This is a genomic window from Rhodococcus sp. C1, from assembly GCF_020809065.1.
Classification (GTDB): domain Bacteria; phylum Actinomycetota; class Actinomycetes; order Mycobacteriales; family Mycobacteriaceae; genus Rhodococcus_F; species Rhodococcus_F qingshengii.
Genome location: NZ_CP078080.1, coordinates 4508165 through 4532824 on the forward strand (window position 1 = coordinate 4508165; position 24660 = coordinate 4532824).

General features: G+C 62.4%; 22 protein-coding genes and 1 tRNA gene. 8 read left to right on the forward strand and 15 right to left on the reverse strand.

The window, feature by feature from the left end; translation table 11 throughout:
* Nucleotides 1-121: 121 nt before the first annotated feature.
* From KTR60_RS20525 to KTR60_RS20560, 8 genes are all read right to left on the reverse strand, one after another.
* Nucleotides 122-2707 (reverse strand): glycosyl hydrolase 2 galactose-binding domain-containing protein, encoded by a 2586-nt coding sequence (locus KTR60_RS20525; RefSeq protein ID WP_228401206.1) that lies wholly within the window; start codon nucleotides 2705-2707, stop codon nucleotides 122-124.
* A 2-nt stretch (nucleotides 2708-2709) separates the two neighbouring features.
* Nucleotides 2710-3696 (reverse strand): DUF1839 family protein, encoded by a 987-nt coding sequence (locus tag KTR60_RS20530; protein WP_003946304.1) that lies wholly within the window; start codon nucleotides 3694-3696, stop codon nucleotides 2710-2712.
* Nucleotides 3696-4652 (reverse strand): amino acid--[acyl-carrier-protein] ligase, encoded by a 957-nt coding sequence (locus tag KTR60_RS20535; protein ID WP_007728880.1) that lies wholly within the window; start codon nucleotides 4650-4652, stop codon nucleotides 3696-3698. Before KTR60_RS20535 ends, KTR60_RS20530 begins: the two co-directional genes overlap by 1 nt.
* Complete coding sequence (locus KTR60_RS20540; protein WP_042448906.1) at nucleotides 4649-5839, reverse strand: acyl-CoA dehydrogenase family protein; 1191 nt, start codon at nucleotides 5837-5839, stop codon at nucleotides 4649-4651. Before KTR60_RS20540 ends, KTR60_RS20535 begins: the two co-directional genes overlap by 4 nt.
* The gene (locus tag KTR60_RS20545) at nucleotides 5836-6078 is read right to left on the reverse strand and encodes an acyl carrier protein (RefSeq protein WP_003946296.1); all 243 of its coding nucleotides are present in this window, start codon (nucleotides 6076-6078) and stop codon (nucleotides 5836-5838) included. Before KTR60_RS20545 ends, KTR60_RS20540 begins: the two co-directional genes overlap by 4 nt.
* A complete protein-coding gene (locus KTR60_RS20550) occupies nucleotides 6071-6517 on the reverse strand; it encodes a holo-ACP synthase (RefSeq protein WP_054188777.1) in 447 nt (148 codons plus the stop codon). Before KTR60_RS20550 ends, KTR60_RS20545 begins: the two co-directional genes overlap by 8 nt.
* 285 nt (nucleotides 6518-6802) lie before the next feature.
* Nucleotides 6803-7444, reverse strand: a complete 642-nt coding sequence (locus KTR60_RS20555) for a ScbR family autoregulator-binding transcription factor (RefSeq protein WP_003946317.1) — start codon at nucleotides 7442-7444, stop codon at nucleotides 6803-6805.
* A 189-nt stretch (nucleotides 7445-7633) separates the two neighbouring features.
* A complete protein-coding gene (locus tag KTR60_RS20560) occupies nucleotides 7634-8287 on the reverse strand; it encodes a TetR/AcrR family transcriptional regulator (protein WP_003946303.1) in 654 nt (217 codons plus the stop codon).
* Nucleotides 8288-8441: 154 nt separating this feature from the next.
* Here KTR60_RS20560 and KTR60_RS20565 point away from each other — a divergent pair.
* The 6 genes from KTR60_RS20565 (at nucleotide 8442) to KTR60_RS20590 (ending at nucleotide 14535) form a co-directional block, all read left to right on the forward strand.
* Nucleotides 8442-8512, forward strand: a tRNA-Gln gene (locus KTR60_RS20565).
* Between the two features lie 76 nt (nucleotides 8513-8588).
* Complete coding sequence (glmU, locus tag KTR60_RS20570) at nucleotides 8589-10040, forward strand: bifunctional UDP-N-acetylglucosamine diphosphorylase/glucosamine-1-phosphate N-acetyltransferase GlmU (protein ID WP_082900777.1); 1452 nt, start codon at nucleotides 8589-8591, stop codon at nucleotides 10038-10040.
* Nucleotides 10041-10147: 107 nt separating this feature from the next.
* Nucleotides 10148-11092: a ribose-phosphate diphosphokinase gene (locus KTR60_RS20575; RefSeq protein WP_202426084.1), complete on the forward strand. Its 945-nt coding sequence runs from the start codon at nucleotides 10148-10150 to the stop codon at nucleotides 11090-11092.
* A gap of 239 nt (nucleotides 11093-11331) precedes the next feature.
* Nucleotides 11332-11988, forward strand: a complete 657-nt coding sequence (locus KTR60_RS20580; RefSeq protein ID WP_030536285.1) for a hypothetical protein — start codon at nucleotides 11332-11334, stop codon at nucleotides 11986-11988.
* 79 nt (nucleotides 11989-12067) lie between these two features.
* Complete coding sequence (locus KTR60_RS20585) at nucleotides 12068-13648, forward strand: SLC13 family permease (RefSeq protein ID WP_228401207.1); 1581 nt, start codon at nucleotides 12068-12070, stop codon at nucleotides 13646-13648.
* On the forward strand, nucleotides 13648-14535 hold the full coding sequence (locus KTR60_RS20590) for a cyclase family protein (protein WP_007728895.1): 888 nt from the start codon (nucleotides 13648-13650) through the stop codon (nucleotides 14533-14535). The genes KTR60_RS20585 and KTR60_RS20590 overlap by 1 nt, the downstream gene beginning before the upstream one ends.
* 3 nt (nucleotides 14536-14538) lie before the next feature.
* Here KTR60_RS20590 and KTR60_RS20595 read toward each other — a convergent pair whose 3' ends face one another.
* Both KTR60_RS20595 and KTR60_RS20600 read right to left on the reverse strand, forming a co-directional pair.
* Entirely contained in the window at nucleotides 14539-15744 is a 1206-nt protein-coding gene (locus KTR60_RS20595) for a PQQ-dependent sugar dehydrogenase (protein WP_058037014.1), read from the reverse strand.
* A 661-nt stretch (nucleotides 15745-16405) separates the two neighbouring features.
* Nucleotides 16406-17395, reverse strand: coding sequence for a DUF222 domain-containing protein (locus KTR60_RS20600; RefSeq protein ID WP_228401208.1), 990 nt, complete (start codon nucleotides 17393-17395; stop codon nucleotides 16406-16408).
* Nucleotides 17396-17491: 96 nt separating this feature from the next.
* Here KTR60_RS20600 and KTR60_RS20605 point away from each other — a divergent pair, with 96 nt between their 5' ends.
* Nucleotides 17492-17836 carry a hypothetical protein gene (locus tag KTR60_RS20605; RefSeq protein WP_042921056.1) on the forward strand — a complete coding sequence of 115 codons (345 nt, stop codon included), beginning with the start codon at nucleotides 17492-17494 and terminating at the stop codon, nucleotides 17834-17836.
* A gap of 12 nt (nucleotides 17837-17848) precedes the next feature.
* Here KTR60_RS20605 and egtD read toward each other — a convergent pair whose 3' ends face one another.
* From egtD to KTR60_RS20630, 5 genes are all read right to left on the reverse strand, one after another.
* The gene (gene egtD, locus KTR60_RS20610; RefSeq protein WP_228401209.1) at nucleotides 17849-18820 is read right to left on the reverse strand and encodes an L-histidine N(alpha)-methyltransferase; all 972 of its coding nucleotides are present in this window, start codon (nucleotides 18818-18820) and stop codon (nucleotides 17849-17851) included.
* Nucleotides 18817-19563 carry an ergothioneine biosynthesis protein EgtC gene (gene egtC, locus KTR60_RS20615; protein WP_054827669.1) on the reverse strand — a complete coding sequence of 249 codons (747 nt, stop codon included), beginning with the start codon at nucleotides 19561-19563 and terminating at the stop codon, nucleotides 18817-18819. The genes egtD and egtC overlap by 4 nt, the downstream gene beginning before the upstream one ends.
* 1 nt (nucleotide 19564) lies before the next feature.
* Nucleotides 19565-20872, reverse strand: a complete 1308-nt coding sequence (egtB, locus tag KTR60_RS20620) for an ergothioneine biosynthesis protein EgtB (RefSeq protein WP_228401210.1) — start codon at nucleotides 20870-20872, stop codon at nucleotides 19565-19567.
* On the reverse strand, nucleotides 20869-22092 hold the full coding sequence (egtA, locus tag KTR60_RS20625; RefSeq protein WP_050654522.1) for an ergothioneine biosynthesis glutamate--cysteine ligase EgtA: 1224 nt from the start codon (nucleotides 22090-22092) through the stop codon (nucleotides 20869-20871). The genes egtB and egtA overlap by 4 nt, the downstream gene beginning before the upstream one ends.
* Before the next feature lie 78 nt (nucleotides 22093-22170).
* Entirely contained in the window at nucleotides 22171-23445 is a 1275-nt protein-coding gene (locus tag KTR60_RS20630) for an APC family permease (RefSeq protein ID WP_228401211.1), read from the reverse strand.
* A 14-nt stretch (nucleotides 23446-23459) separates the two neighbouring features.
* On the opposite strand from KTR60_RS20630, the gene KTR60_RS20635 reads away from it, so the two are divergent.
* Nucleotides 23460-24641 carry an aminotransferase class V-fold PLP-dependent enzyme gene (locus tag KTR60_RS20635; RefSeq protein ID WP_007728914.1) on the forward strand — a complete coding sequence of 394 codons (1182 nt, stop codon included), beginning with the start codon at nucleotides 23460-23462 and terminating at the stop codon, nucleotides 24639-24641.
* Nucleotides 24642-24660 lie beyond the last annotated feature (19 nt).

Genomic DNA, 24660 nt, shown 5'->3' on the forward strand with positions numbered 1-24660 from the left:
GCTCCTGAACAGTGATGACGGGTTGCGGACGCACAGCCCGAGCGCAATATCCCCACCGAGGCAGAGTTGTGCGCCGGTTCGATTCTATCGGTGTGCGATCTCGCAGCGCAGTCCGATCCGTTCAGTTTCCCGTAGCACTCGTCTTCTTCGACGTCCGCTTGGACGGCGAGGATTGTGTGACCGGAGTGATCGGCGGCGCCACGGCCGCACTCACGTATGAGTTGAGCGCCCGAACGCGACCGATCACCTTCGTCGCCTGACCGGTTCTCCGTAGGCGTACAGTCCTGCGACCGTTCGGCGCGAGGTGGAACCAGGAGTCTTCGGGCTCGAAGCCCTGCAGTTCGAGGGCAACGTATTGGGCGGAAGCATCCGTCGAGACGTCGACTACCCACTCTTCGTCACCGACGTTGCGCGCTGTGGCAACAAGTCCGACCGATCGCTCGCGAGGCCGCGCCGAGCCACCCAGGAGGTGGACCACTTCGTCCACCATCTCGCCGTCTTCGTCTTCGAGTGTGACGGTGACGGCGTCGTATGTCCGCGCCCCGAACCGAAAGACGTGAGTGAGGTCGGTGAAACGGCCGACAAGGCTGTTCACGGACCAGGTCAGACTTGAATGCGCTTCCACCTTGACCGGTAGCGCGACGTCGACCGGGACGACACCTGACCGACTGTGCGCTCGAAACCTGATCTCGCCGACGACAGGTTCGGCGGTCTCGTTGATCGCGTAGAGCCTCAATCCGTCCATACCGTCGTCCGTGACGAGGAGCGCGATCGGTTTGGCGCTCCTACGGAGCACGAACCACGGAGCTTTGGGGCTGCCGCTCCAATCGAGGACCCCCCATCCCGGTCCGGGCTCCAGGTCTCGCAGTGCGAGTGTCAAGGCGCCGTCGCACCGAGAGTCCGGGCGACGCCAGTATCCGAGCGTCGATGCGAACGCCTCACATACAGCTGCTCGCCCCAGGTCGAGATAGCGTTCCGGGTCGGACCACCGGACTTCACGAGCGTCTTCGCCGAAAAGCGCGTGGACGTAGTGGTCCCGAACATCCTCGAAATCCCACGACGATCCGTTGTCCCGAGGCACCGCGGCTTTCCATGCCGGGTGGTGCCCCGCGACGGCGAGTGAACCGAATTCGTTCTCGATCACCGCATTCGACGGTGGAATCGAAAATGCCAATGATTCGGTCGCAAAACGTACTCGCGCGCTGAGCACGTCGGCCAGTGGACGACGATAGGCACCCACCCCGAAGTAGTGAGCGACCCCGCTTCCGACATGCGTTGCCAATTGCTCGCCCCCGCGAGGCGCCGAGGGGGACGAAGTCACGTACTCGAGTTCGGGTGCCACCGTCGAGATCAACTCCGGCAGTCTCGAATGAATGAGCGGGATGTGTTGATCGACCAAGCCCAGCATGGTCGGCTGCTGTTCGGTCTCGCTGCCGCCGCAGAAGACTGCCAAAGCGGGATTTCCGCGCACTCTGTGCAAGAACTCGGTGACCTCGGAGGCAACGAGTTCGAAGAATTCGTCGGTGTCGGGCGGATCGAGCGTCGCCAACATCATGTCCTGCCACACGAGAATGCCCAGACGCGCGCATTCCTCCCAGAAGTGGTCGCTCTCGTAGACCATCGTCCCCGGGATTCGAATCATGTTCAGGCCCGCCTCTGCCAGGCGTTCCAAGACACGAGTGGTGCCGGCGTCGCCTTGAAGCGAGATCGGGTCGGTCGGCACCCACACCGAACCACGGCAGTACACCCGGATGCCGTTGACATACAAACGGAATCCACCATCGGATCTGTCGACCTCCACCGTCCGGAAGCCAACTGAACCGAGATGCTCGGAGACTCCGAGCGCTTCCATCGTCACCCGATAAGTGCGCGGGGTGCCATGAGTGTGCGGCCACCACAACTGCGCGTCCGGCACTTCGACGACGCCGGACACCTCGAGAAATCCATCCGGTCCGGCGGATACAGCCAATTGCCGCGAGTGTTCGCCGACGCGCACGGTCACGTACTCCAGCGAGGCCGGCAATCCGGTGAGCCGAGCACTGACGGCAACGCGACCGGTTGTGCCGTCAATACTCGCATGCTTGACAGCAGAGACTACGGCGGCAATCCCCTTGTCCAACAAGCGGATACCCCGCCACGGACCCACCGGTACCGGTACACCACTGAACACGGGAGCCATACCGAGCATCGTGGTTCGGATCCACCGAAGACCCTGTTCACGGACCATCGACGAGCGCCAACGCCCTCGGGGACGCCTCGATCTCAAAATCGCGGAGAGAGAATGAAAATGAACAGCCACCTGGACACGTTTACCAGCTCCGACTCCGGCCGGAATGATCACTTCCCCAGGTGTGAACATGGATTCAGTGGACGCGACACGGACACCGCCGATCCAGACATCCGCAAACGCCGTCATACCGTCGAACTGGAGCAGCCACGACCCCTCACCGGTCGTGGCCACGGTAGTCACGAACCACCAGTCCGACGATGAAACGGACGATTCTGAAACAGACGACGACGAAACGGACTTCGTGCGTCCGGCGTCCGTCTGCTCCGCACGTAACGCACCGACGACTGTTCCAGGCACGGACGCTGCGACCCACTCGGTCACGGCTTCGAGGGCATCCGGGTCGGATATGGATCCGGGTTCGGTTGCAGCGCATCGCCATATCGCGCCGGCCAGCAGGTCTGCTGACGAACGAGGCACTGTTAGACCAACCTCAAGTGTCGATGCGAGTCGACGCCGACTGTGTCGGCAACGATTTCCATCGCCCTCTTCCACGACACGGCCATCTCGTCGAGTTGCTCACGCGGGTCCACCGCGCGGCCCCTGGAGGCACGCGCCATCTGAAACTGCACGCTCTTGGCACCGGATGCCACTTTGCGGAAATCTGGCGCAGCTTCGCCTGTCCCGGAGAAACCTGCAGTGTCCAAGAACTCGCTGGCGTCGGCAGCCAGCTCCGCGCTGGCCCCGCACTGACGAAGTAGCCCGAAGGACCAGAGGTGAAACGCATCCATACCCGCCCCCTGCACCCATTCGAGGTCGTCGATCACCTTGCGTCCCAGCTCTCGCACCGGATTACCCACCGCTCGAACCGCTACATTCCGCCGAGCCACTTCGGCGATGTTTCCGGCGTTGGTCGCGTGAACCGGATTCAACCTGATCTGTTCGACATAGGGCACAAACGAAGGAAGTGAGGAACGATCGAGATCGAAGACGCCGGAGAAATCGTCGCCTCGCAGCAAGTAGTAGCCGCTGTTGTGAAAGTACTCGAGCTCGCCGGCAACGCGATCGATCCGATTGGGCACGATCGTGGTCTTGGTGTGCCCCTCGTGATAGCTCGTTCCAAGAGTGTCGGGAAGCCAGTATCCGTCCACTTCAACCGTCGACAGCATCCCAACCGCGAGGTTGTCCTCGACATGGATCAGCGGTGCCCGCCAGACGTTCATCTCGGCGACTTCGATTCCGTACAGCGCGTAGATGTCCTCGGCCTTGAGCTTGAGGAACGTCCACTGAGTCCCGTCGAACCGCGATGAGAAGGCACATGCCAATGCCGGGACGGGGTCCAATCCCAGCGAATGCAACACTTCGATCCACAGATCCGTGTAGCAGTTGGTCTGCGCCCACACGCGGTCGTCCTGATGCAACGAATGGGGCCTGTAGCGATCAGGTGAAATGTCGATGAGCCGTGACATCAGATGCCCATTCGTTCACGAACGGAGGTTGGCCATGCAGCCACGTCAAGACCATGAGTCCGCAACAAGGACAACGCGATTCGCTCCATCCCGAAGCCGACGCACGAGCTGTGTGCCACCTCCCCCTCCGCCGTTCGGATGTCGAAGTTGACACCGAAATGGTCGAGATGGTTGTTCGAGGACACGATCGCCGTGCCCTCGTCGAGATCTCCGTAGAGCCGAACCGTCAGTTCCGTCTTGAGATTCTCTTCACGCTGGTTGGCTGCAAGCATCTTTCCGGCGCGCCCGAAGAAAGGATCATTGGCGATCACCGGGGTAGCGTCGAGTTCGAGCCGGCCGAGCACCTCGAGCCCCCGCTCGATCCAGTGCTCGCGATGCGCTCGCGCTGCCGCGGCGTCACCGATCGTCACGAACTCGTGCATCCGAAACGCCTGCATGCGAGCCGGATCGATCGCCGGTTCGTGCCGGAAGCAAAAACCGTAGATGTCCAGCAGCACTCCGCCTTCGGGGAGAACTCCGGTATACCGCGCATAGGCAGGATGGCACGCTGCGGACACGAGCATGGTCTCGGTCGGCTCGAGGTGGCGGTCCCACGATTGTCCCTCGGCGCGATCGGCCAGCAGTCGCGCGTGATCGCGATTGGAACCAGCGAAGGTGTTGATGGCGCCGGTGAGGTTGGGAAACGAAGCGATGTAGTCGGTGCGCTCGAAACTGCTCCGCGGGAACACCGGCGGGAACCGCAGCCGAGTCGCGGCGTCGCCTGGCCCCGCTGCAATCACCACTCGGTCGATACCGTCGACGATGTCCTCGAACACTCCGGAACGCCCGTAGAGTCCCGGCACCTCCGTCTCGACGAGAAGTCCTTCGACGAGCAGTTCACGTTGAAATGCAGCCCGGGCCCGATCCAGATCGGTCTCGCCTGTCACAGTCTCGGTCGTCACAGTCTCGTTCGTCATAGCGTTCCCCGGTATCCGATAGCCATGTGCGCTGAACCTGCCATGATTCGATCGTTATTCACCATCACCGCTGCGCCGTGCGCGTCACGAAGGTGCCGACCGAGCGAGAATTCGGTGTCCTCGCGATATCCCGAGATTCCACAGATCAACATTGTCTGCCCCACGATTTCCACCACCGCTGTCGACGCTGTGACTTTCAGGTTGTTCATTGCGAGCGAAAATCCCACCGCTCCCGTCGCCTCGAAATCGGCAACGCCTTCCTCCGCGTGGACTGCGCGGTCGTACCTGCGTGCAGAGGCGCCGACGAGATCGGCGAATTGTTGTGCCGAAGCGGCAACTTCGGCGAGCCGCAGCGCTCCGGGGGAAGTGACCCCGGGCTGCTTGCGGGCGGCGGCACGCACGTACTTGCGCGCCTTCTCGACTGCAGCGTCGGCAATTCCCAACCACACCGAACTCCAGACGACGTGCGAGACCGGAAGCATCGTGTGGGTGGAGATATCGGAATACGGTACGTCGGCGACCATCTCCGGCGTCGAGGTGGCCCGAAGGATGTAACCGAGACTGCAAGTTCCCCTCAGCCCCAGTGTGTTCCACTCGGTGGTGCGTTCGAGCGTCAGGTCTGGGGTACGACACACCACGAGAACCTGATCGTTCGGCTGACTCTCCGGTGTTCGCCGAGCCGTCACGACTATCGCGTCGGAGTGTTCACCGTACGAAATGACAGGCGCGTTCTTGATCAACAGCAGGTGACCGCCCAAGTCTTCCACCGCGCAGTAACTCCGGCTGACGTCACCACCGATTCCCAGCTCAGTGGTTGCCGATGCCAACAGCAATTGCTTGTCGACCGTTTCTTCGACAAACTCGCGTAGTGCTTCGGTGTTGCCGTGCTTGACCAACGAGTATATCTGCGTCTGATGCATCGCGAAAATCATTCCACTTGCTGCACAGCGTGTTCCGATCACACGGGCGATCTGCGACACTTCCTGCAGCGAGAGCCCTTCGCCGCCTAGTTCCCTCGGCACAGCTACGGACAGCAGCCGTTCGCTTCGCATGGCGTCGACAGCTTCACGCGGAAACCTTGCTTCTGCATCGACTTCGTCGGCCCACACCGCTGCAACTTCGTCGGCCAACCGTGCGGCCCGCTCGAGGGCCGTTCCGGTGGAGCACTGCGATTGCGGAGCGTTCATGCAGCACCCAACTCCGTCAACGCACCCTCGATCGCCTTGACGCTTGCGAAAGTACTCTTCCGCAACAACTCGTCAGGGAACTCGATGTCGAACGAATCCTCCAGCGCCAACATGACATTCACGCTCGCGTGCGACGTCAAACCCAACTCGTAAAGATCGGCCTCTCCGTCGATCGTGCTCACGTCGACTGCCAGCCGACCGTGCTCGACGAGCACTTTCCGAATTGCCTGATCAATCATCAGCGATGTCGTCCTTCTTTTCGATGCGAGCGCCCGAGCGTGTTGCGATCACCATTGCGATGGCCACGTCCGCTTCGTGCGAGATAGATACTTGAAAATCGTGCAGATCCTGGGCCCGCGCGAGTTCCGCGGCATTACCGGACAGTGTCACCCCACAGCCACCCCACTCGGCCCGAGTGATTTCGATGGAACTCCACGGAACGGGAACGTCACCAGGCCGCAGTACCTTCACCACAGCCTCTTTGGCGGCGAAACGTGCAGCCAATCGTTGATCCCGCGCCGGCCCGGTGCAGGTCTGCAATTCGTGCGGGGTGAAGGTCCGATCGAGATACCTCCGCCCGAAGAGTTCGATACTTCGAGTGACATCCACGACGTTCACTACGTCACAGCCGATCCGCGGGCCGATGTCGAGCATCGGCGTCGGCGCAGTGTCACCCATCTGTTGACTCCCCATCTGGGGTCGTACACGCCGGGCAGCCCCCTATGCTGCCCGGTGCGCCGACGCCGTCACCCTGCCCTGACAAACCTTCATTCTCAGCAATTCTTCAGCTACCGATAGAACATACCGCAATCCGAAGATTGACGGCAAGATCGGACTTCCAGATTCCCATCAACACTATAAACATACTCTTAGTTTGTTTCGAATGCAGAACAAAGAGAACAATGTCCCTACCAGGACATTTGCAGCAAATTGACCAAGGAGCAGTGCGGAGAGCCAGTGATTTCAGTGATCACTGGCAAGGCGACGGGCCGCGAATTGCCTGAAGTACTCCACTTTCGATTCCGGGACCACGATCGGCAGTATCAAGTTCCACGATGCCTTCATGGAGTCCGAAAGCTCACGAACGGTCCCGGTCGCGGCTGCCATCAGCCGAACTCCCGACGCAACTTCCAACAGGAAACGAGCAATGTCAGCAGAATCCGCGTCCGAACGCAGATCACCTTCGTCGGCCGCACGGCTGGCAAGTTCACGGTAAATGTCGAGCCACACGTCCAGAGTCGCCGGCCCGGAGCCCCGATAGTCCCCGATCTCGACCAACAAGCGGAACGTAGCTCTAACCATGGCGTCATGCGCACCGATGTCGACGATGACCGACGAAATACCGATCAGTGACTCGAGCGCGGGAGTTCGACGGTCCAACCAGAGCTCACATTTTGCGTCGAAACGTGCCGAACCCTCGTCGATCACCGCCCGCGCGAGTTCTTCCTTGGACCCGAAATGGAAGTACAGGGCGCCTTTGGTCACCTGCGACTCGGCGATGATCTCGCTCAAGCTGGCATTGGCATAGCCCAGGCGCAAGAACACACCCGCTGCTCCGCGCAGCACCGAATCACGGGTGGCTTCTGCCCGCTCTTGCCTCACCATCGATCCGGCCTCCAATCACCACACATCGAACGAATTCTTGGTCTTACCCGTTCACAGCGTCAAAATGGATGGCACGGTTCGGCATTCAACCCACCCTGCAAACAAATGAGACATTTGCCCATCAAACGATCGTGATACAGCGAACACAGCTTAGACCGCGATCCATCTCTGCGCGGCAGGCGCGCCTGGTTAACCCTCCAATTGTGGATCGGCTTCCAGATTCGTCAGCCCATTCCAACACAAATTCACGAGGTGAGCGGCGACAACTTCCTTCGACGGAGTCCGTTCGTCGAGCCACCAAGTAGCCGTAGTGGACACCATGCCGACAAGCGCCTGTGCGTACATCGTTGCTAGTCCGGGGTCGAAACCGCGTCTGGAGAAGTCCCCCGCCAATAGGTAGCCCACCTGACTGATCGCATCGTTGAGGAGGCTCGAATATGTCCCACTGGGCGCGACAACGGACGAATCGCGCACGAGTATCCGAAATCCGTCGGTGTGCTCTTCCACGTAGGTGAGCAAAGCCAACGCAACCCGCTCGACTCGAACTCTCGAGCGATTTTGTGAGAGCGAAGACGTGATCATCTCGAGGAGTCGCGACATCTCCCGGTCCACTACGACGGCGTACAGCCCCTCCTTGCCGCCGAAGTGCTCGTACACGACAGGCTTGGACACGTTCGCGCGCTGGGCGATCTCCTCGATCGAGGTCGCTTCGTATCCCCGTTCGGCGAACAATGCCCGCCCGATCTCGATCAGCTGTTGCCGACGTTGGGTACCGGTCATCCGGATCCGTGTCACTCGTTCGGGAACTGGATCCCCGCCACCCGAACCGGACACCGTCGCCATTGTCTTCCTCTCGCCGACACACAAATCACTGCTGTGGACGCTCAGCCTATCGGGACTTCGGGGGCCCGATCGGAGGAGCGGTTCGACCTACGGCGGGTCGGCATGCGATTATTCTTTCGCGCGTTCGGCCGCAAGGCTCGGCAATGCGTGGCAATCCGCCGTGGTGTAATGGCAGCACCTCTGATTTTGGTTCAGATAGTTCAGGTTCGAGTCCTGGCGGCGGAGCTGGTGAACAACATGCTTTCCCGAGCGGAATGTATGTCTTGATCGACAGTTTGATCGACAGAGGGAGCTCAAACCAGTGCAGACCGCCGTGATCGTTCTCGCAGCGGGTGCCGGTACACGAATGAAGTCGAAGACTCCCAAGGTCCTCCACACTCTCGCCGGACGCAGCATGCTGGCACATTCGCTTCACGCGGCAACCTCACTGAATCCCACGCACCTGGTGACCGTCGTCGGTCACGATCGTGAGCGTGTCACCGAAGCCGTGAACGCAGTCGCCGGGGAACTGGACCGTTCCGTCACCGTCGCTGTTCAGGACGAGCAGAAGGGCACCGGGCACGCTGTCAGTTGTGGGCTCGAGGGGTTGCCGGCCGACTTCTCCGGGACCGTACTCGTCACAGCCGCCGACGTGCCTCTGCTCGACGGAAAGACCATCGCAGACCTCCTCGCCCAGCACACGGCTGCTCCCGCGGCCGCGGTGACGGTGTTGACGTCGACGGCCGTCGACCCCACCGGCTACGGGCGAATCCTTCGTACGACGGACGGCGAGGTGAACGCCATAGTCGAGGAGAAGGAAGCCACCGATTCGCAGCGCTCGATCACCGAAGTCAATTCAGGGGTCTACGCCTTCGACTTCGAAACTCTGCGCGACGCGCTGGCGTCCCTCGACTCCAACAACGCACAACACGAGTTCTATCTCACCGATGTGATCATGATCGCCCGTCGCGCGGGCAAGCGTGTTCGTGCTCAGCACATCGCGGATTCGGTTCTCGTCGCGGGCGCCAACGATCGCGTGCAGCTCTCGACGCTCGCCCGCGAGATGAACCGTCGGATCCTCGAGAAGTGGATGCGTGCCGGCGTCACCGTCGTCGATCCTGCGAGCACATGGATAGATTGCGACGTGCACGTCGCACAGGACGTGACGCTCCTGCCCGGAGTTCAGTTGACCGGCACAACCTCGGTGGGCGAAGACGCCGTGATCGGCCCGGATACCACCTTGGACAACGTGACCGTCGGTGAGCGCGCAGTAGTCGTCCGCTCGCACGGGACCGACTCCGTTGTCGGCGCGGACGCGACTGTGGGCCCCTTCGCCTATCTCCGGCCTGGTACCCGCCTCGGGGCACACGGCAAGATCGGCGCTTACGTGGAAACCAAGAACGCGGATATCGGCGAGCATTCGAAGATTCCGCATCTTACCTACGTCGGCGACGCCACCATCGGCCATCACAGCAATATCGGAGCTTCGAGCGTCTTCGTCAATTACGACGGGGTGAACAAGAGCCGTACTGTGGTGGGGTCGCATGTCCGAACAGGCTCCGACACCATGTTCGTCGCCCCTCTCGTCGTGGGAGACGGCGCATACACGGGTGCGGGCACGGTCTTGAAGAACGACGTACCGCCTGGGGCGCTCGCCGTCTCGGGTGGGGTGCAGCGCAACATCGAGGGCTGGGTCCAGAAGAATCGTCCCGGCACACCCGCGGCCGATGCCGCTGCAGCAGCTGCACAACCTGACGGCCCTGCAACAACCTGACAGCCCTGCACAACAGACAGCACAGATCACCACCAGATCGACCGGCAAGTACAAAAGGACGGCATGAACCAGTGACTGCGAATTGGATCGACAACCAGAAGAACCTGATGTTGTTCTCGGGTCGCGCACATCCCGAGTTGGCGGAGCAGGTGGCGAAGGAACTCGACATCCGCGTCACCCCGCAGACCGCGCGCGACTTCGCGAACGGTGAGATCTTCGTTCGATTCGAAGAGTCGGTTCGCGGCTCCGATGCGTTCGTCCTGCAGAGTCATCCGGCACCGCTGAACACGTGGGTGATGGAGCAGCTCATCATGATCGACGCTCTCAAGCGTGGATCGGCAAAGCGCATCACCGCCGTTCTTCCGTTCTACCCGTACGCCCGCCAGGACAAGAAGCATCGCGGACGCGAGCCGATCTCCGCTCGCCTGATTGCCGACCTGCTCAAGACCGCCGGCGCCGATCGCATCATCACGGTCGACCTGCATACCGATCAGATCCAGGGCTTTTTCGACGGCCCCGTCGATCACATGCACGCACACAGCCAGTTGGCCAACCACATTCGCGCGGGCTACAACCTCGAGAACATCACGGTGGTGTCCCCCGACTCGGGCCGCGTTCGTGTCGCCGAGAAGTGGGCCGACTCGCTCGGCGGAGCACCGCTGGCATTCATTCACAAGACGCGCGACCCGTTGGTACCCAACCAGGTCAAGTCCAACCGCGTCGTCGGTGAGGTCGAAGGTCGCACCTGCATCCTGATCGACGACATGATCGACACCGGCGGAACCATCGCCGGCGCGGTCAAGGTGCTCAAGGAGGCCGGTGCAGGTGACGTCGTCATCGCTGCAACCCACGGCGTCCTCTCCGACCCTGCGGCCGAGCGTCTGTCGACGTGTGGCGCGAAGGAAGTTGTTGTCACCAACACACTTCCGATCGACGAGTCGAAGAAGTTCCCGACGCTGACGGTGCTGTCCATCGCACCGCTGCTCGCTCGCACCATCAAGGAAGTTTTCGAGAACGGTTCTGTGACTTCGCTGTTCAACGGCAGCGCCTAGTCTCGCGCCGCACTACGGGCGCGTACCTGTGACTTCACGGTCACCGGTACGCGCCCGTCGTCGTCTTCGTGAAGGTCTCAGAAACAGACCACCCGGTCATCATGAAACCACCTGTGGGACACACGAATACCGCCGAATGCGACGATTGACATGATCTTGATCACGCTACCGTCGAGAAACCCAGGTCGATGTTGGGGCGGTGTTCACCGCGCCGCAATCTTCGCCTAGTGTGGCTCGTCGTGATCGACGCGCAAACCCTGGAATCCCGGCCCGAATCTCATTCCCTGAATTCATCAGTTCCGACGATCCGGCGGTGGCGCCCAGGATCTTGTGTCTGGTGCGGAGACGACAACTCCGTGGACATGTTCCGCAACGAACCCCGCTGCGGAAAATGCCGTGAAAACGAAGGCATCATCGACGACGCCAAGCGCTTCCTCGGCATGTACGGTCTGCGCCCGCTCGGCGGCACGCTGCAGTCCGACGACGACGAAGAGCGCGAGTACCGCGTCAACGCACGCGAGGCACGCCGAGTCCTGAACGAGATCCGTATGGACGTCCTTCCTGATGCGGCCGCTGTTCGCAAGGCAATTCGGCCCCGCGCCGCAACGGTTGTCGCCGACACGTCACCCGCACGCGCTTCCCGCCCCGCCAGCACGGGCACAGCGACGCGTGTTGCTGCTCCGGTCAAGACCGACACCGTGGACATCGACACGCTCCAGACGCGCGTCCTAGGGCTTCTCGATCAGCTCGGTTCGATCGACGAGCAGATCAAGGTCGCCGAACTCGCACAAGGGTTGCCGGCTCGCGCACGACTGAGCGATCTGAACAAGCAGAAGGCCACGGTTCTTCGCACGCTGGCCGCTCTCGAGAAGGCCCGCATCGCCGCCTCCAACTAATTCTCCTCGCGTCCGTCCCACGGCCCCGTCTCACTTGCGAGACGGGGCCGTTCTGTATGAGCAGGTACCTTTACGAATCGTGAATGACATCACCATCACTTTCGTCGTGCTTGCACTGGTCGTGGCGCTGTTCGTGATCGGCCGAATCCCGGTCGGCATCATCGCGATCGGCACTGCCCTGGCGCTGTACGCCACCGGTGTGATCACGATGGAGCAGGCGCTCGCCGGATTCGGCGATCCCACGGTGGTGTTCATCGCCGCGCTTTTTGTCGTCAGCGAAGCCCTCGACGCCACCGGTGTCACCACGTGGGCGGGCGAGAAACTGCTGGCGAAAGTCGGCGAATCCCGAGTCCGTCTAGTGAGTGCGATCATGTTGCTGGTTGCCGCGTTGACCGCATTGATCAGCGTCAACGGGGCCGTAGCCGCGTTGGTACCGATGGTGGTCGTCTTGGCGGTACGTCTCGGTAAATCGACGTCACAACTGCTTCTGCCGTTGGCATTTGCCGCCCATGCCGGATCGATGCTCACCTTGACCGGAACACCGGTCAACATCATCGTTTCCGAAGCCGCCGAGGAATCCGGGGCCGGTGCTTTCGGGTTCTTCAGTTTCACCTTGGTCGGTGCGCCGCTCGTATTGGGAACGATTGCGATCGCCGTACTTCTCGGTCCTCACGTCCTCCCCCATCGTGCGGGGACGTCGATGTCGCCCGACCTGAGCCGGCATGCCAAGACCCTCGCGAAGCAGTATCAGCTCATGGGAAAGGATGCGCCGTCCGCAGAGCCCTTGATCACCAAGCACGACGGCGTGGTCGAAGTGATCATCCCGCCGCGCTCGGAAATGATCGGCGACAGGGCTTTTCCGGGCATGGTGACCGACAGTGGAGATCTGGTGATACTCGCAGTCCAGCGCGCCGGTGAGGACTGCGGCCCCGAGGGCGTCAAGTTGGCGGCCGGTGACACGCTTCTCCTGCAAGGAAGCTGGGACGATCTCGACACCCACACCGCCGTCGATCCGAACGTCCTCGTGGTCGACGCACCTGCCCAGATCCGTAAGCAGGCAGCCCCGTTGGGAACCCGCGCAGTCATCGCTCTCGTCGTCGTTGCGGCGATGGTAGTGATGCTGACGTTCGGATTGGTGCCGTCGGCGATAGCCGGACTCCTCGCGGCATGTGCGATGGTGCTGCTACGAGTCATCAGCGTCGAGCAGGCGCATCGGTCCATCTCGTGGACCACGTTGATTCTCGTCGGCGGAATGATCCCGCTGTCGACCGCAATCCAGCAGACCGGCGCGGCCGAAAAGCTCGCTCATGCGTTTGTCGACGTCGTCGGTGGGGCAAGCCCGTATGTCGTCGTCGCTGGACTCTTCGTCGTGACGGCGACTCTGGGCCAGCTGATCAGCAACACTGCAACCGCGTTGATCATCACGCCGATCGCGATCTCGGTCGCCATCGAACTCGACATCTCGGTGCTGCCCCTTCTGATGACGGTCACCGTCGCTGCCGCGGCCTCCTTCCTGACGCCTGTAGCCACTCCCGCGAACATGATGGTGATGGGCCCTGGTGGTTACAAGTTCGGCGACTACTGGAAGCTCGGACTCCCGATGTTGTTGTGGTTCCTGATAGTTGCAACGGTGTTGATCCCAGTGATCTGGAGTTTCTGATGTGCTCACCGAAGGTCTTGTCGGAGGTCTACGAATCGATCGGACGCGAAGGCAGGAAGATCAGCCGTCGATCGATGTTCGCGGCGCTGGGCACCGGTGCCCTCGGCGCGACCGTCATGGCCGGCGCTGTACAGCCCACTGCGTCGGCAACGCCATCGGGTCGGACCATTGTCGATCTGACCCACGTACTGACGCCGGAGTTCCCGGTGTGGCCGGGCGCGCGCTCGTTCGAGATGAGGAACCTGGCGAAGATCGCCGACGCCGCCGGATCTCTGGGCTCGCTCGGCTCCGCCGAGTCAGGTGGAAACTTCTACCTCAACGAACTCCGCCTCGAAGAACACACTGGTACTCACATCGACGCTCCCGCACACGCCAGTGCGGACGGAATCACCGTCGAGAAGATTCCCGTCGCCGACCTCGTCGTGCCGATTGCGGTCGTCGACATCAGTGCCCGAGCCTCCGTCGACCCCGACACACTGCTCACCCGCCAGGACATCCTCGATTGGGAGTCCCTCCACGGGACCATCGCTCCCCGCAGCCTGGTTGCGATGAACTCGGGTTGGGATACCCGGGCCGGTGCCGGTGGCGCCTTCACGAATCGAGATGCACTCGGCGTGCAACACACACCGGGATTCAACCCCGAGGCGATCGACTTTCTCGTCCGCGAGCGCAACATCGTCGCCGTGGGCTCGGACACCCTCAGCATCGACGCGGGCCGAAGCACCACCCACGGGGCTCACCGAAGCGCTTTGGGCTCAGGAAAGTACGCAGTCGAAGCCCTCGCAAATCTGTCCGCACTTCCGGCCGTCGGCGCCACGGTGATGGTGGGAGCGCCGACGCATGCGGGTGGTTCGGGTGGTCCGTGCCGGGTCATCGCCTGGTACTGAAGATCAGGGCGTAGGCGTCACCCGCAGCACCTTGTCGCCGGCGCCGTTGTCGGTGGTCACCAGGAGCGAGCCGTCGGGCGTCGGGGTCACAGACCGCAAGCGACCGAACTGGTTCTCCAACCCGAAGGTCTGCGCGTCGACCGAGCGTCCGTCGGCACTCAGGCGGAGGAAGATCAGTTCCTTGCTCTTGAGGCCACCCATTACGAGCGCACCGTCCCAGGCACCCCATGCAGCTCCACCGGTGAAGGCAGCGCTGGCGGTAGCCAACGTCGAGCTACCCGAACGCCACACCGCCGCAATCGCTCCCGGCACTCGCACGGGATCGGTCATCGGCACGGATTCGTCGTACGTTCCGGGAAGCCGATCCGGGCGGTAGCCGTAATTTCCGCCGGGGGTAAGCAGGTTGACTTCGTCGTCGACGCTTGTGCCCTGTTCAACCGAGTACACCCGGCCGGTTCCGGGTTGCACGGCCAAGCCTTGGACGTTGCGGTGCCCGAGCGTGTAGACCGGGCTGGAAGCATTCGGATTCCCCGCCGCCGGAGTTCCGTCGGCGTTGATATGCAAGACCTTGCCGCCCAGCGAATTCGGATCCTGGGGGACGCTCGGCGTCGCGGTGTCACCCGTCCCGACGAACAGCGTTCCGTCCTGCGCCGCAAGAATTCGGCAACCCCCGTGACGCCCGGACGAGACCGGGATTCCTGGCAGTACAGTTCCGGTTCGCGTGAGTGCGGTCCATCCGGCGTCGACGGTCCACGAGATCACTCGAACGTCCGTGACTCCCCCAGCGCTGAATCCCTGGCAGGTGTAGAGGGTGCGCGACTGAGCGAAGTCGCGGGCAAGCGCGATACCCATGAGGCCGGTTTCGGACTGCGCGTAGAGATCCGAAAGGTCAGCAGCGACTGGACCTGTCGTGTTGTCGCCTCGGCGAACGAAGAATCCGCCGGATCGTTGTCCGGTCAGGATTGCACCGTCCGGGGCCGCCACCACGTCCCAGGGGTGGTCGAGTCCGTCGACCAGTGTGGTGACCGACAACTGCGGGAGGGTGTCCTCGATGGGTATGTCCGGGTCGTCGCTCCCCAACGATCCGGTGCTTCCGTTGCCGAAACTGCCGGGGTCGAAGGGGAATGGTTGAGCCACGCTCTGCGTTACCGGCATCACCAGTACTGCAGTCAGGGCCACGGTCAATGCGGCGAGCTTCGGATGACGCACGCGTTCTCCTCGGGTCGGAAACCGTTCTGCGCCTCACTATAAACAGACAAACACCATTTTTCGGGCCCTCTCGCTATACCCGCAGGCCACAGGAGAAACGAAACCCCTTCAGAAGTCGGCAAACTCCGGCAAAGCGTTCGCCAGTGGGGATGCGTTACGTCTTGATGCAGATCGTGCCTTCCGCCAGCCGGGCACACTCCAGTCCAGGAGGTATTCGAGATCCGCTTCCACTCCCCTGTCCCGAAGTCCGAAACGTCGTTCCAGCGCATCGTCGTCCGTCAAATGCAGTCTCGCCGCGTCGGGCACTCTCAGTTCGGGGTCACAGAATGGGCCTACGGGCGCGGTAACCGTTCGTCGTCCTGACGGATCTTTCCACTCCAGAAGACCACCTCCGATTTGCTTCACTGTCCACCTGCCAAACGTCTTCAGTCGGTGATGTTTTCGACACAGACAGGCCAAGTTCCGTTCTGCAGTAGGCCCTCCCTGAGCGGGGTTGCCGTGATCGAACGGCACCGTGTGATCGATATCGCAACTATCAGAACGCACAACACAATTCGGAAAGCGGCACGTACCGTCTCGCGTCCTTACAATCGTCACCAACGCCGCGGACGGCTGGTACGTGGATTCACCGCGCCGCGAACCACTGTTCCTTCTCGAGCGATTATCCCTTGCCGCAGCGGGCAATATCTCCGGTGAGCGCATCGACCGACCCACGCCGAGCACCGGTCCGACTGCCCCCCGCAGTCGAACAATGTTGCACCTCGGACGGTGCAAGGGTGAGGACTCTCTGCCACGTGGCGTCCGCGGCGATCGCGCGCGCATGGTCGGCATCGATGTGGCCGTACCCCTGCAAATAGCCTGGCAGGTCGTCGAATCCGAGCAGGGTGGAGGCGTTGACACCCACAAGAATTGTCGCAATCGGGAGCGCGGAGGTCTTCGTATCATCCCTACGGGTGCAATCGCCGTCGCACTGACAATCCAACGACGTCTTTCCTTCCGCCAATGCGATCAGTGCATCGGCACGCCGTTGCCCGAAAGTTCTCGGATCGGAACCACAGACCTGCATCGACATCGCACGGAGCCTCGTGGCCAAAGTCTGAGCGCCGACCGCTGGAAGCATTCCGTCCAGAGTCGACATACCGTCGTGCGACGCGCACGTCCGAACGTCCCGATCCGCCTCCGCACGAACTCGCCTGGCACGCACCCCATCAGGGTCGTGCCGAGCAATGAGACCTCGTGCGCGCGCCTTCAACTTGTTACCGGTTACACGGCAGGCACCGTCCACGAGGAGTCGCTCGATGTCATCGAGCGCGTGCTCGGAGACGTTGGCGAGAGCTTCGGACAGTGCCATCGCTTTGGCCAGATCGATGTCACCGCAAGCAAAAGCGGCCGCCACCCGCGGAAGTCGCCAGCGCAGGTCACATCCCAGTGCAATCATTTTCTGCGCGGCGTACTCCGTAATGCTCAGTATCGACGCGATCTCCACGTGCGCGAATTGACCCCGAAAAGCCTCATTGACTCCAACCGCGGCATCCTCCTCACAACGGTCCAAGTACAGCGCAGTGACCGCGTCGATCTCGAGGAAGTGGGCGCGCGCGATTTCCGCATGCTGCCGAAACAGCGCGTCCGCGGAAGTCTTCGATTCGAACATATGAGCGATTCTACGGGCGCCCACCGACAAGTTTTTGCGAAATCCCGGGGTATTCACCGATACCTTTTGCGCTCCGATGTCACTACGTTCAATCGCATGACTCAGCATCCGACACGAGATCAACCGTACTTCGGCATAGCGATATTCGAGTTGGGGAAGAATGACGGGGTCGGGTGCTTCCACCGAGAGGACTGTTATCTCATCTGGGCTGGCGACCCCGCTGAGGCGCAGTCAAAATTCGAGCGCAAGGCCGGCGAGCAGGAGTATCCGCTCGGCGCGAGCGATGACCAGTCCTATGTAAAACTCGCGCATCTCGTGGATCTTGCGCCGGTGTCGGACGCTGTCCATACTGGCACCGCAGATCTCTACTCTCGACACTTCTCAAATATTGCCGCCTACAGAACTTTTGAGACACTTCTAGGGGGAGACAGCATCCTCTGACAAGCGCCCACTTCACGCCCGCTGCGCACACAACAGCGCAAAGCGCTGATCCCGATCCGTCCACACCTTCCGCACCCCGAAGCCCGCGGACGCGAGTTCCGCGGCAATCCCGTCCTCGGTGAACTTCGCCGAGATCTCGGTGCGCAGCTGCTCGCCCGCTGCGAAGGTGATCTCCAGATCCAGGTCGTCGATGTGCACCGAGACTTCACGAAGTGCTTCCAGGCGCATCTCGATCCACTCGTTCTCGGCATCCCAGAGCGCGACGTGACGGAAGTCCTCCAAGGGAAAGTTCGCTCCCAGTTGCTTGTTCAGGACCGAGAGAACATTGAGATTGAACTGCGCAGTCACACCGGCAGCGTCGTCGTAGGCGGGCACGAGAACTGCGGGATCGATCACCAATCCCACACCCAGGATCAGGTTCTCCCCCGGAGCGAGCACCGCTGCGATCCCCGAGAGGAACTCGGCTCGTTCTGCCGGAACGAGATTGCCGAGAGTTCCACCGAGAAACGCGACCGCCCGCCGTCCACCACCTGGCAGATGATGCAGCGAACCGGTGAAGTCGCTGACCACTCCGAGCACGTCGATTCCGGGAAACTCGGCACCGACTTGCTGCGCCGCACCTTCGAGGGCCGTCACCGAAACATCCTGTGGTACATACGTTCGCAGAGTTCCGCGAGCCGTCATCGCGTCGAGGAGTAACCGCGTCTTCTCCGAGGAACCTGAACCCAGTTCGATCAGGATCTCGGGTTCGGTCAACGCCGCGATCTCGTCGGCGTACCGAGCGAGCAGGCCGCGTTCGGTACGGGTGGGGTAATACTCGGGTAAGGCCGTGATCTCCTCGAACAGTTCACTTCCACGCGCGTCGTAGAACCATTTGGGCGAGAGCCACTTCGGCGTAGCGGTCAAGCCCTCCCTGGCCTCGGCTCGCAATGCGTCGACCGATTCGGCCGGTGTCAGATAAACCTCGAGCGTAGGGGTTTTCATTGTTCTCCCATCGGTATCGGGGTGACGATCAAATGGCCGGGACGCGCGCAGACGATGTGCCGGTCCGGCACCTGCTCCCAGTCCGGCGAACGATCGGACGGTTCGGAAACGATCAGTGCCCGCGACTCGTCGACCCGCGTGTACAACGTGTGGCCCCACGCCGTGGCCCACAGTTCCTGCCCGTCGCCGAACAGGAGGTTCAATCGTGAATCCGGTGCCGCCGCAGCCACATCGTGAACCAGGCTCGTCACGGCGGCTTCCGCGGGCTTCGACTTCAACCGATGCCGAAGCACTGTCCACAACAAGGCAGCATCCGTCGGCGCGGGCATCTTCAGCAATTCGACGGCCGGAACTTCTGCTGCCAAGTCGGCGAGTGAGCCAGGCCAACCGGATACCGCTCCGTTGTGGCTGAAAGCGTAGGTTCCGTCGACGAACGGTGCGCAGGCACCGATCTCGACGGCCATCCCCTCCGTCGCGGAACGTACGGCGGCGAGAACGGATCCGGAAACGATGTGGGACAACGTCTCGTCGACTGTCGGGTCCGACCAGATCGGCGAGATACTGCGGTACCGTCCCTGCCTTCCACCGTTCCACCACACCGCGCCGAATCCGTCGGCATTGATGGTCCCGCCGCCACGCATCTCGCGAGGTGCCCACGACTGTCGCATCAGTGAGTTCTCGCCGTCGTGGATGAGTTCACGAACCGAACGCAGCGGCCCGAGATACCCGAGGTGTCGACACATGTCAGGATCTACCCGAAATCGTTCTGGCGCAGCGAAAACCCGAGAAGATCTGGCGCCTGATCGGATGGTCCCAGTTGCGGAACGTCCCCCGGCAGGCAACGCTGTCGGTCCCGAACGATCCCCCTCGCAACACTTTGTAGTCGCCGCCGAAGAACACCTCCGAATACTCCCGATACGGGAAGGCCCGGAAACCCGGATACGGATGGAAACCCGAAGACGTCCACTCCCACACGTCACCGATCAACTGCTCGACACCCGCTGCCGACGCACCCGCCGGGTACGAGCCGACGCCCGCTGGACCGAGATGGCGCTGACCGAGATTGGCAAGATTCTCGTCTGCGGACACGTCCCCCCACGGGAACCGTCGTGATCTCCCTGTTTCCGGATCCCACCGCGCGGCCTTTTCCCATTCCGCCTCGGTGGGAAGCCGTTTGCCTGCCCAACTCGCGTAGGCCTCGGCTTCGTAGAAGCTCACATGCACGACGGGCTTGTCCGGTGGGACCGGCGCCTCGACGCCGAAAGTCTCGTGCCACCAACCCGAACTGTCGCGTTCCCAGAACAGCGGTGCACGGAGTTTCGCGTCGACGCGATGCCGCCAACCGTCACGGGACCACAGTTCCGGTCGGGAATAGCCGCCGTCCTCGATGAATTCGACGAACTGCCCATTGGTGACCGGGAATCTGTCGATCGCGAAGTCGGTGAGATAGACCTGATGCGCAGTGCGCTCGTTGTCGAGTGCCCACGGTTCGTCGTCGGTCCCCATGACGAAGGGGCCGGCCGCGATGGTGACCTCGTCGAGTTCCGGCATGCGGGCCGCTTGCGGAGCGGGAGTCGCAACGAGTGCCGTGGGCCCCGAACGCAATTGGTGGGTCGCGAGCATGGTCTCGGCGTGTTGCTGCTCGTGCTGCGCGATCATCCCGAAGGCAAAACCGTCCATGTCGAGTTCTGTGCGCCCGAAGGTGCTGGCTTCGAGCACATCCCAGACCTTCCCGCGAACCGTACGTACGTATTCGCGCGCCTCGGCCGGGTTGAGCAGGGGAAGTGTGGGTCTCGACGATCTCGAATGCTTGAACGCGTCGTACAGCTCGTCTATGTCGCTACGCACCGGATCGCGGCCACCGACATCTCGCACCAGCCAGAGTTCCTCTTGATTGCCGATATGCGCCAGGTCCCACACGAGCGGACTCATCAACGGGGAATGCTGAGCGACCAATTCGGTATCGTCGACGCAGTCGGTGAGCAGCGTCGACCGTTCACGCGCTCGCAGAAGTACGGCCTCGACCGCTTCCTTGGTGATCTCCCCCGTCATGTGTCGCTCTCACCGGGCACAATTGCGCGACAACACCGTTCGGCTGCGGCATCGAGAAGACGGACGAACTGCGGCTCCGGCGCGTACGACGCGGCAAGCGACATCAGAGAGGTTGCCGCCGAACGCAGTTCGACGTCGTCCAAACCGTACTCTGCCGCATCCCGCCATCTCCCGGCCGTCGACGCTGCGGCATCACTCGCCTCACGCATCACGGCAGGCCCGGACAGCAACGCGTCGATCGCTGCTACCGGTACTCGCCACAGATCTCCCGGCTGCGCATCGATGTAGCGAACCTCCAGATGGCCGACAGCGCGAACCGGCGGGAACAGCGTGGACAGGTGATAGTCCAAGTCCGCCCAGACGGGTCGGCGTCCGATCTCGGCATCCAAAGCGCCGTCTATCCAGTCCCCGAAAGTGGCACCCCGCGGAGCCGTCCAATCGTCGCCCTCGTTTCGCACACACATCAGCGGAACATCGAGCGCCCAGCCGGCGTAGTCCTGCACTTCCGGGACTGCGACCGTTCGCCAGGAATCGAGTTCGAGCCACGTCCGCATGCGTTGGGACGCCCAATCCCCTCTCGGAACCCCTTGCAAGCGTGGAGAACACGCAAACGCAGCGATGAGCGCCGGCCCCATGTCCCCGAGGAGCCGCCAACGCTGGGCAATGGACTCCGGGCTGCCGCCGGCATCGACACTGACCTGCACTGCTGCTGTATTGCACATCATCAAGGTGCCGTACGGTCCTATCCCGGCGAAGCGGGATTCCATAGCGCAATAGCGTGGCAACCGGAGAATCCGGGAAGGTGGGCGGGCGACGTCGGCCGCGGCAGAACTGATTTCGATGGAGTACGACGCGAGGAGTGTTTCGAGAGTACGACGGTCTTCGTCGAGACAGTCACACAGTTCTCGGGCGGACGTCCGCGGCGCTGACGAGAGTTCGATCTGTCCGCCAGGTTCTACGGTGACGAGGCTGCCACGAGGAAGCGGAACCGCTGGTGAATCCGGGTCGATACTGGTGGGCGCGTATCGCCCGAGTGCCTTTGCCAGAGTCGCTGCTGACGGCCGCTCCCCACCGGGAACCTGGCTGGTCAGCCACTCGAGCTCAGCTCCGACCAAACGGGGTGGCCCCTGTTTGAAGCACACACCACCGACGTAGGCCTCGGCCGCAGGACGTGAATCCACCTGCGTGGTCTGTGCTGCTGTCAACGCTGCTGTCACCATTCGACTTCCCCTTCGGGCGGTCTTCGCGGTCGCTACCGACGATAGAACGCCAACGTCCGAGATGCACCCTTTGTGGTGTTACGTGTCGTTGAATTTCTTCAGTCGTATCCACCGGTACCCACAACCGGCCAGAACCACACCTGCGCCGGAAACAACCGCGATCCACGGAAGTGTGACCACCAGAACGACACAACCAGCCGCGCCGACCGCTTGCAGCCACTTCGGATACATCCGGTCCACACCGCGTTGGCTGTACGCACTCACGTTCGCGACGAAGTAGTAGAGCAGCACTCCGAACGACGAAAAGCCGATCACCCCACGAAGATCGGTTGTCGAGACCAAGGCGATCACAACGGCACCGACCACAAGTTCCGCATGGTGAGGGACCCCGAACCGTGGATGGACTGCAGCGAGGGCCACTGGCAGATCGCGCTCGCGGGCCATCGCCATCGCCGTACGACTCACGCCGGCGATCAGAGCCAGCAGCGCCCCCGCCGACGCCGCCGCGGCACCGATCACCACTACGGGAACGGCCCAACTCCAACCGACTGCGCCCACCGCATCTGCCAGTGGTCGCGCCGAATTCGCCAGCCGATCAGGTCCCAGCGTCACCAACAGCACCACCGCTACCAGCGCATAGAGGATGACGGCGACGGTGAGTGCGATCAGGATCGCCCGCGGAATCGTTCGACGCGGATCACGCACTTCCTCCCCCAGCGTCGCGATCCTGGCGTACCCGGCGAAGGCAAAGAACAGCAGTCCCGCCGATTGCAGAATGCCGTACCACGACCCGAATGCGAGATCCGGGAACCCGCGCACCGCACCAGGACCGACGACGGCAACCACCAGCGCTACACACAGCGCCGTCGTCGACACGGCGACGATCACCCTGGCCATGTGCGCCGTCCGCGTGACTCCGCGGTAGTTGACTGCAACCAGCGCTGCCACCACCAATACCGCGACGGGGACACGCCAGGCCGTAGGCGCAACATACGTCGCGAAAGTCAGAGCCATTGCCGCGCAGCTCGCGGTCTTCCCGATCACGAACGACCAGCCGGCGGCAAACCCCCACCAGGGTCCGAGCTGCTCACGTCCGTAGACGTAGGTCCCGCCTGAAGTGGGGTATCTGGCCGCAAGCTGCGCCGACGACGTCGCGTTGCAGAATGCGATGAACGCTGCAATCGCCAGGCCCACAAGCAACCCGGTACCGGCTACTGCGGCAGCGGGCGCGAACACCACGAAGACTCCGGCGCCGATCATCGCGCCGAGGCCGATCACCACGGCATCGGCCGTGCCCAGTCTTCGCTCCATCGGGACAGCTTCGTTCACAGGTAGTTTGAACCACACCGACATGAACGGAAGGTGCCATGTTCGATCTCGACACGATCCGCCGCGACACTCCCGGATGCCTCGACAAGGTGTTCCTCGACAGCGCGGGATCCTCGCTCCCGCCCGAGCCGGTGCTGACCACGATGATCGAGCACCTGAGACGTGAAGCCGACGTCGGCGGATACGTCGCAGCTGCTCGTCAGAGCGGCGCCCTCGCTGCTGTTCCCCATTCGCTGGCCCGGGTCATCGGTGCTCAGGCAACCGATATCGCTTTGACGGACAGCGCGACCCGTGCGTGGAACGACTTCCTCGCTGCCGTTCCGCTCGGACCCGGTGATCGAATCCTCATCAGCGGAGTCGAATACGCGAGCAACGCCATCGCTGCACTGGGGCGGGCGCGTTCGACCGGTGCCCACGTCGAGATCATCCCGAGCGATCAGTACGGACGCATCGACCTCGACGCACTCGAGAACATGCTCGACGATCGTGTTCGCGTCGTCTCCGTCGTCCACGTCCCCACCAACGGCGGCCTGATCAACCCCGTCCGCGAGGTCGTCGAACTCGCGAGGGCCTACGGCTCGCTCGTTCTGCTCGACGCATGCCAGTCCGTCGGCCAATTGCCCATCGACGTCACCGAACTCGGCGTCGACGCCCTCAGCGCAACCGGCCGCAAGTGGCTCCGCGGGCCACGCGGAACCGGATTCCTGTACGTCCGCCCCGGACTCGTCGACGCACTCGAACCCGCTGCGATGGACCTGCACGGAGCGGAATGGACCGGCGAGAACAGCTTCGTCCCTGCGCCGGATGCAACACGATTCGAACTCTGGGAAACGAGTGTCGCGGCGCGCCTGGGTCTCGGCGTCGCCGCCGACTATCTGCTCTCGATCGGCACCGACACGGCGTGGGAGCAGATCGAATCCCGAGCAGTCACGCTGAGGGAAGGTCTGGCAGCGATTTCCGGAGTCGAAGTCCGCGATCGAGGAACCCATCTGAGCGGCATCGTTTCCTTCACCGTCGACGGTATTTCCGAGCACCTGGTTCGGGATCAGCTTGCAGCACAGAACATCACCGTCACCGTCAGCGGTCGCGGGTCCACCCTCCTCGACATGGATGCCCGCGGACTCGACGCCGTGGTTCGCGCATCGCCGCACTACTTCGTCGACGAAGCCGACCTGGACACATTTCTGGGCGCGGTGAGGAGTTTGCAAACCTCCCGTTGACCGGGACCATGCCTGATCT